Genomic DNA, 9,655 nt, shown 5'->3' with positions numbered 1-9,655 from the left:
ACCTTTGCCTGCATTAATACCCGTTTGTTTATCTACCGATTGATAATCGCTGTGCATCTCGGTTTTATTAACATTCACTGAAGCGGTGGTATTTAAGCCTGTTCCAATACTACCGCTTAAACTGCCGCCCTGTTGCTTTGAGTCATACTTATCAGTAACTTGTTGGCTCGATAAAGCTAAATCCCCGCCCACATTGGCTTTAACAGTTTCCCCACTCGCGTGTGCGCCTGTCAGCGTGGTATCTTTGCCGCTGTTGAGGGTCAGTTGTTTGCCTGCGTTCACTTCCGTATCGGTGTAGAACTGGCTGTCACCTTTTTCAAAGCCGCTGCCTTTATTCACACTCGCATTGACATTCCAACCGCCCGTACTGATACCCGCACCGATTGAGCCACCTTTGCTTTCGTTTTTCCCATCCACTTTTTGCGTGTTGGTGGCACTGGTCAGGTTGATATCATTTTTGGCGGTTAACGTGACGTTTTTATCCGCATCCAGTTGGCTACCTTGTACTGTCAGATCCCCTTGGCTACCCTCTTTTTTACCCGTCGCAGTAAGGGTGATGTTATCCCCCGCACTTAAACTACTACCTGACGCCGTATGCTGCTCGGTTTTGGTGGTCGATTTAGACGAACTGCTGCCATATGACACATTAACGCCAAAGGCATCTGCCACACTGCCGCCTTCTTTCAAACCTGCTAGCTCACCCGCTTGTTGAGCCTGAACGCCTTGTAGACCTGCCTTCATCCCTTTAAGGGCCGCTAATTGTCCGTCATCTTCTTGTTTTGCCGATTTCGCGGTCTGCGCCATTCCATCTAACATGCTGCCCGCTGCACCGCCGAGGGAAACCGTCAACCCGCTGGATTTGGTTTCCACTGTGGTGATATCGGTACGGCTATTTTCAGCCGCCGTAATATTCACATCACTACCGGTCACATTGATATCTTTCGCCGCAATCACATCACTACCATGAATGCTTGCTGTACCACCTGCGGTCAATGTCACATCGCCTGCCGTACTCCCAATCACACTGCCTTTTTTCTGGTTACTATCCGTATCGGTGGTCACTTTTTGTGAATTTGAACCAACCGTGAAACCAATGCCGCCGGTGCTCATCAGGCCTGACTTGGTTGTTTTCGACATATGTGTTTCATGGGACGCTTCATCAGAAGTGGTCACATTTAACTGATTTCCAGCGGTAACATTGACATCGTTGGTTCCAAGTAAATTACTCCCTTCGATATTGACGTTGTTCCCTGCGGTCACTTTCACACTATCGCCGCTAAACGTACTACTGATAGCGGTACGTTCGTTCACCTCATCATGAGTTTCTTTTGTCGTGCTTGATAAAAAGCCTTTATCCGTGCTTTTTGTGTGTTTCGCATAGTCACTGGTTTCAATACCAGAGGTAATATTGATGTCACGTCCAACATTGATCGCCAGCTCTCCACCGCTGGTCACAGTCGTTGCACGAGCGGAAAGATCTTGCCCGGCCGATAAGGTTAAATCCCCTTTAGTTTGAATTTGCGTGCCGACTTCAGTGCTATTAGCCCCACGATAGTAATTGCTTGAATTATGCGTGTAATCAAATGCCGAGCTGACATCACGAGTTTCTAAACTAATATCGCGTCCCGCAATAATGGAAGTTTTGCCATCAACGCCTAAATTGCCGACATCTGTGGCGATCAAGTTGATATCTTGTACCGCTTTTAAGATAAGCTGGCCATTATCACCTGTGACATAAATACTGGCTGGTCGGTCGAGCCATTGTGATTGGCCATCTCCACGCTGCGCAGTTTCACTGAGAATATCGCGGCCAGCTGAAAGCGAAACGCTGTCTAATCCACGAATTTCCCCACCGATATTCTTAATATCTTTTAGGGTATCAAGTTGTACATCTTTACCTTGAATGCGCCCACTATTTTCGATATTTTCAGCACGTAAATCGGTCAGTTCACGGCTACTGATTTCACCGCTATTAAGGATATTACCGGTCATGTTGGCGGAAACATTACGCCCCGCTAACAATGCACCATTACCGTTTAAGTCCCCTTGACGGGCTCGGACATACACTTGCGGAACACTAACCATTTCAACGCGGCCATCCGGCAGTGTGACTTCTTTATTCACCATCCACACGATGTCTGTGGTTAAGTTCGCCATTTGCTCTGGTGATAATGCAATGCCCGGAGTCAGGTTAAATTGCTTACCAAACGCAACACCGTTAGTTAGCAGCGCGCGATATTGCTCTTCATCACTATTGTAGTTGCCTAATAAGCGCTGTCCTGTGGTTTCAATCAGTTGATCACGAACTAAACGTTGCTCATAGTAACCATCCCCCAAACGCTTATGGAGCTGCTCATTGGTGACAATATCAATACTCGACAACCATTTCTTGTAGTTAGTGAAACGCGGGTCGGTTTCAATCAAAAATTGGCTATCACTACCCGGTGTTAAGTTAAACAGGCTATTGTCGGGTAATTGAGTGTTTGGCCCAACGGTTCTTATCACGGTATCGAGGTTGTCTTTCCCCTGAGGCCCAGTCTCCGCAGTGATATTTTCCCCTTTGCCTACATCAGTTTGCCCTTGAATGTCAGCCCCGTTACCGATGTTGGCATCATCAGCGTGTAATGATGAGTCAACCGATTTGTCGTCTTTAACATCCACTTTGTCTGAAATTGAAGGTAACTGCGCCACTTCCATTTGTTGGCCTGGCTTCAGGTCTAATGGCGTGTTTTTGCTATCTTTTAACGCCTGCTCAGTAACAGCTGCACCTTGGTTTTCTTGTTGATTAGCGTCAGAAACACGTTCGGCTTGCCCATCCAGTTGGTTCACTTTCACTGAATCGAGCTGAGTTTTATTGATCCCCCCCGCGTTCTCGGCAACCTCTAATAGATGTAAGGCTAAATCTTCTTCGCTATTAACCCCTTGGTATTTTGACGTGCTAGTACGCGTTTTCCATTTTTTACCACCTTTATAGCGATAAATCGTATTTCCATCTTCAAAGATACGGCGAACACCCTGTGCTTCTTCGTTGTTGAGATCATAGCCTGTTAAGATCAGGTTTTGCCCCGCAACAACGCGTGAATTTTCATTGTTCAGCTGCTGACCATCAATCGTCAAGTGCTTTCCACTCGTAATCAATGCGGCATCGCGTTTGATAACTTGGGTTTCATAAATGATACGGTCGTAATCGTATTCATAAAAATTCTTAGTCCAGTTACCATACTCAAACATCCGCCAGCGATTAGATTTTTCATAATGAATACCCACTTCCTTGTTCAGCGTACCATCTTCATTAATAGCGTAACGCGTTTGGTTGCCATTACGCGGCTGAATTTTATAACGTCGCCCATTACCAAAATCGTACCAATCAAAATGTTCACGGCTCACTTCCACGGCTTCATCAGTCAGTTGTAAATGGATATCTTTATTTTCAAGTAAATCCGTTTTTAGTGTGAGGTTACCTGCCGCTTCAATGTTAGCACTATGGTTTTTCACGCTTTTAGCATGACCGGTGGCTTTTAGCTGGTCGTTTAATTGGCTACCGATAGTTAAATCACCATCACTGTAAATTAAAGCGTGATCACGGTTTAAAAGTTCACCAACCGCAAGATTGGCCTCTTTACGCCCAGCAATAACCGCTGCTTTATCTCCTTGTTTATCATTGACTAAGCTATTTACTGCGATGGCAAGGAAATCACCATAAATGCGGCCTGTTCCTAAGTTACTTAAGGAATTAGCAACAATATGGGTTAATACGCCATCAATGAGCCCAGTATTGTGTACCTGACCACTGGCTTTTATACGGGTACTTTGCCCACTGATCTCACCTGAAAGTTGGTTAATAACGGTCGTTGTGTTTAAAACCAGCTCGCCAAGACTAGAAATTAACCCTTTATTGGTAAAACCTTGAGCAAAATTAGCCGTTAGGTTTTCACCTGCCTGAATGCGTCCCGTATTTTCAAATAGTTGATTGAAGGTGAGCGATAACGCTTTTTGTGCGATAAGTTTACCTTCACCTGTTAACTGGTTCGCCGTGATCGTGGCAGAGCCATTACTGACTATCACCCCTTGCTGATTTAATACCGCTAAGACTTTACCTTGCGCTTTATCGGTTACATTCAAATCCGTTCCCGCAGATAGCATCCCTTGTATGTTATTCAGGCTTTGTGCGATATTCGCTTCAATCGCTTGCCCTGCACGAACCGCCCCGCTTTGGTTATCTAAATGTGTGGTTCTGAGGTTAACATTTGCCCCTTCAAGGCCTTTACCTGCTTGAGCTGTATTTTTGTTATCAATAGACTCCGCAGAAATATCAAGGTTTTCATTGGCTTTGATCCAGCCTTGTTGGTTTTCAATTTGCTGTTTGACTACCAGTTCAACATTATTGAGACCTTGAATAACACCACTCATATTATTGAGTTGTTGGGTATTTACGTTCAGGTTTTGACCGGACAAAACCTGCCCTTGCTGGTTATCAATCCGTTGATGAATATCCAGCGTTGTACTCCCCTGAGATTGAACAACCCCTTCAGTATTATCGAGGTTTTTTCCTGTCACTTTTAACGCCGATTGGCTCAGTAATAACCCTTTTTGGTTATCAATTTGCTCAGCATTCACTGTGAGTCCAAGTTTTCCTTGAGCCACACCTTGGGTATTATTTAAATCCCCAGTATTCAATTCAAGCTTGTCATTACTCGCTAATGTCCCTTGCTGATTTAGCAATGCCTGCTGCTGGGTATTGATATCCATCGACTGCCCAGCGAAAATTTGCCCGTTCTGGTTCTCAATACCTGTCGTGGTGAGTGATGCCGCCCCTGAGCTTTGAATTTGCCCTTGCTGGTTAAGCAGTCTGCCACTGTCAATCGATAAACCGCCCCCACTTAATAAACCACCATTTTTTTGCGTAAAGCTATTGTTTATCTGCTCACCATGGGTGTTGAGTGTGAGCTGCTTTCCTGCTTGAAGTCGACCTTGTTGGTTATCCAGTGCCCCCGTGTTTGCCGTTAAATTATTGACGGCAAGAATTTCCCCCTCCGTATTATCAACACGTTTTTTCTGACTATCGAGGGAGATTTGGTTCGCTTGTATTTGCCCTTGGCGATTGATTAACTCACCAATTGCCATCGCCAGATTTTGGCTAGCAAAAATGCCTTGATCGGCTTTTTTAGCAAGATTCGTCAGTTTCTGCCCCTGTGTGTCAATACTCACAGAGCGGCCTTTAATCACGCCTTCACGGTTATCCAATAGTTGCGTTGTCATTGAGAGTTCAGACTGGCTGCCCACCAAGCCTTGCTGGTTGTTAACACCTTGGCTGTTCAGATTAAGCGTGTTTTTCGCCACAATACGGCCTTGCTCATTATTGAGTTCCCCCGTTGTTAGGGTTAACCCACCTTGCGCATAAATGCCTTTATTGTCACCGCTTTGGGTGTTATTGAGCTGCTCACCGTGAGTATCAATCAGCATGTCATTACCTGATTGAATTGACCCTTGTTGGTTGTCAATTTGGCCACTATTTAATACTAATGTTTGCTGAGCTAATAACGAACCTTGTGTATTATCAAACCGCTGGTTATGGGTATTAATATCAATGGTATTTGCTTGTAAATAACCCAACTGGTTTTGTAGTACTTGGTTGCTCATCTGCAACAGTTGCCCTGCGGCAATTAACCCTGCTTGGTTATTGATACCATTAGCCACATCCAGTTTTGCATCACCATGGCGAGCAACCAATTTTCCTTGCTGGTTTTCGATATCACTTGCCGTTATGTTCAGCCCATTCTCACCAATGAGTGCCCCGCTTTGGTTTAATAATTCACGGGTTAAATCAATACCTAGCTGACCATTTTTTGCAGTGATAACTTGTCCATCACGATTATCAAGACTATTGGCGGTTAATGAAAAGTCGCCATTACTGCCTATTTCACCCGCTTGGTTATTCAGCTTCCCTTGTAAATTGATTTTCCCGGCTTTATCGCCAGTTTGTAATAATTTTCCGCCTTGGTGATCAAGGGTATTTGCCGTTATTAAGATATGATCTGCTTGGGTGACAGCCTGATTTAGCGAAAGTATTCCACCTTCAATATTCAAGGTGTTCGATGCCAGTATTTCACCTTCATCACCGTCTAGTGATTGACTATTTAAGGTGACATTCCCCATGCTCGCAATCACTTTACCTGTGCGGTTAATCAATGATTGGGTTTCCACAAATACACCCTGCCGGCCGGTCAATGCTCCACCTGTGTTATCCAGCACTTGTTGAATTTGTAAATCAAGCTTACCCATTCTTGCGCTGAATATTTTACCTTGTTGATTATCAAGGGTATTTGCTTTGATTAGCCAAGAGCCGTTACCACTGATATCCCCTGCGCTATTGTTAATCTGTTGGGATACCTCAATAGTACCTTCACGTTCACCCAGTTGGGTCATTGTTCCTTGCTGATGGGTTAAATTATTCGCTCGCAATTGGATATGCTGCGCTTGCGTATTTGCGGCTGTCAGGTCAATCCCTTTACCACTTAGTGATAAATCGCCTTGAGCAATGATTTCCCCACGCTGACCTTGCAAGTCTTCAGTGGTCAGCAGCATATTCCCTTGTTTACTAATTGCTTTACCGTCAATATTGGTGAACGACTGTGTGTTAAGGGTAAAGTCTTGTTCTGCAAATAAGGTGCCTTGGGTGTTATCTACGCTCTGCTTCGCATTTAGGATTAGTGACCCGACTTTTGCCGCGACCACAACACCTTGCTGGTTAGCAAGCGTATTGACATCAAGACTTAGTGTGCCTTGGCTGCTAATATTCCCTGACTGGTTATCAAGGGTTTGAGCAAGCTTGATTTGCCCTTTTTCACTGCCCGTTTGCAGCATTTTCCCACGCTGATGAGACAGGTTTTGTCCTTCAATTTGGATGTTATCGGCCTGCGTCACCGCGTCATTGAGATTAAGTTCATCCCCCGTTAAAGCCAGTTTGCCTTTCGAGAGAATTTCCCCTTTTTCACCATCCAACTGTTTAAGTGTCAATTGGTTATCACCAAAGCTGGCAATAATTTTACCGGATTGGTTAATTAAGCGTTCCGCTGCTAGCTGAATACCTTGATTGCCTAATAATGTCCCTTGTGTATTATTCAGCGCCTGTTGAATAGCCAACGTCAAATGGCCTAATTTTGCCGCAATAATTTTGCCGTCTTGGTTGTTTAGCCCGTTTGCCACAATATCAATTTGGCCATTACTGGAAATTTCACCTTTCTGGTTTTCAAATTGGTTTTGAATATGTAGCTCAGTTTTACCTTCCCCAGTTTGCAACAAGGTGGCACCCTGATGGGTAAAGTTGTTGGCTAAAATAGAAACTTGGCCTGCTTGCGTGAAGCCTTGGTTTAAATTGATATCGGCACTTTCTATGCGCAATGCATTTTGCGTATAAATAGTCCCTTTTTCACCTGCTAAACGATTTGCCGTTAATAAAGCAGCACCGGATAAACTGCTCATTTTACCTTGCTGGTTGATCAGCTTATCGGCTTTGATCATCAGGTACTTATCGGTTTGAATAACCCCACGAGTATTATTCAATTCACCAGTAGATGTTAGGTCTAAACGATGGTTCGAGCTAGTGAGGATTTTACCGTCCGTGTTGTCAACGGCCCCTGCTTGTAAATTCAGATCACCTTTGGATGCAATACTCCCTTGGTTGTTATCCAATCGATTAGCTATATTGAGTTTCAGCGTTTTATCACCCGTCTGCAGCATATTTCCTTGACGATGAGATAACGTATTTGCTTGTAAAGTGATGTGCTCTGCTTGTGTTGTACTTTGGTCAAGATTGGCCGATTTTGCGGTTAACCCCAGTGCACCACTGGTCAGAATTTCCCCTTTCTGCCCATCAAGCGTATCTGTCTTGATGATCAGGCCTTGTTTACCGGATGCGAGTATCGTGCCTTGTTGGTTGCTCAGGTTTTTGCTTTGAATATCAACCTTGCCATCACGGCTGAGTAACTGCCCAGACTGGTTATTTAACTGCTGCGTCGTGATTGAAGTATCACCTGCAAGGTTAATTTCCCCTTGCTGATTGTTTAATAGCTTGGTATTTAAGGTATTTTTTGAGTTACCCGTTTGTACCAATTTGCCTTGCTGATTATCAATTAACTCAGGTGCAATTAACGTGAGCTCATTGGCAACAATCTCGCCGCGCTGATTATCAATGCCCGTTTTAGCCGTCAATGTGGCTTTATTCGTGGCTTTTAGGTGCGCATTTTTCGTTCGAATATCGGTTGTCGTTGAGGTCAACACAATATTGTTGGCTTGGGTATTAGAATCAGACAAATCAAGTGAACTACCTGTCGCGATTAAGGTGTCTTTGGCGACAATATCCCCTTGTAATGCAAGCGATTTATCCCCTTTAACTGTTAACGACCCCGCGGAAGTCAGCTTACCTTTGCTATCGACCCCTGCCGCCAATAAAGCACTACGATCACTGTTAATTTGCTCTGCATGAACTGCTGCATCACGCCCTGCAACGATTTGGCCTTTATCGGTGTTAGTTATTGCCTGTTTCGCTTTGAGCTGGATATCGTTTTGCGCCAGTATAGTACCGGTATTATTGATAGCATCTTGGCTAGTCAGGGCAATATTTTGGCTAGCGGTGATCACGCCAGAGTTACCTACTTTCCCATCCGCTGACAGGGTAATATCCCCGGCTTGTGCCCCAATATGCCCCGCATTACGCACGCCTACACCGTGCTCTGTCCCACGCATTTTAATAGTATTGGCGTACATCCCCCCTAATGCGGCAACATCTAAAGCAAATTCAGGCTTATCATCGGCAGAGGAATTATCCGTTTTAAGAATGGTTGTTCCATCCGCTGCCACGGTATTTTTTCCTGTCGTGATCGCTAAATCTTTGGCATGCAATTTCGCATTGATATTCACTGAGCGGGCAATCAACGCTGTGTAGTTGGTACCATTGCCATTATAGCCTTTCCCAAGAATATTGATGCTGCCTTTATCGACCTCAAATCCTTTGATTTTACCGTTTTCAATTAAAGTTTTTCCCGCCGATAGCAAAGCTTTATCGGCATTGATAAACCCGCAACCGTTACAGGTGATCCCCGCAGGGTTGGCGATGATCACATCCGCTTTTTTCCCTGCCACTTCAATAAAACCATTAAGTTGACTCGGGTCACGGCTATTTACCTCATTGAGGATAATTTTGGCTTCCCCTTTAGCGAGCCAATCATTACCTTGGATCATCCCACCAAGTTGTGTGTTCGTGTTGGTGCTGCTGTTATTGAGGATCGCCCCTTTATGATCAACATCGAACTGGCTGTATTGGTTACGAGAGACGCCATCACGGTTAGGCGCTTGAATATTAACTTGCGGTAAACCATTTTGCGTATTAACAATGGTCGGTTGTTGGTTACCCGGAGCCTTACCATCTGCAACGATGGTCGATGACGAAACGCTAAAGCTCACCATTCCTAATGTAAACCACAAAGAAGTGACTATCGGTTTAATTGACCAGCGCACTCGTCTACTTGTTACTTTCTCTACGTGATTTTCACTCGAACCCGCAGGACCCGCACGATGGCTGCGCGTAATATCTGAAACCACCATCACCATTTGGCGAGCAGCATTAAAAATTAGGCGGTAAAATAACTTGTTCATC

The 9,655-nt window shown here is 44.7% G+C and carries 1 protein-coding gene; it reads right to left on the bottom strand.

Features of this window, described 5'->3' with window-relative positions:
* Positions 1–9,654 (bottom strand): two-partner secretion domain-containing protein (locus PSF67_RS13425; RefSeq protein ID WP_272677071.1); only part of this gene is annotated, 9,654 nt, incomplete at its 3' end.
* Position 9,655 lies beyond the last annotated feature (1 nt).

It is taken from the genome of Providencia sp. PROV076, from assembly GCF_028483405.1.
Classification (GTDB): Bacteria; Pseudomonadota; Gammaproteobacteria; order Enterobacterales; family Enterobacteriaceae; genus Providencia; species Providencia huaxiensis.
This window is presented reverse-complemented; position numbering and strand designations above follow the sequence as displayed.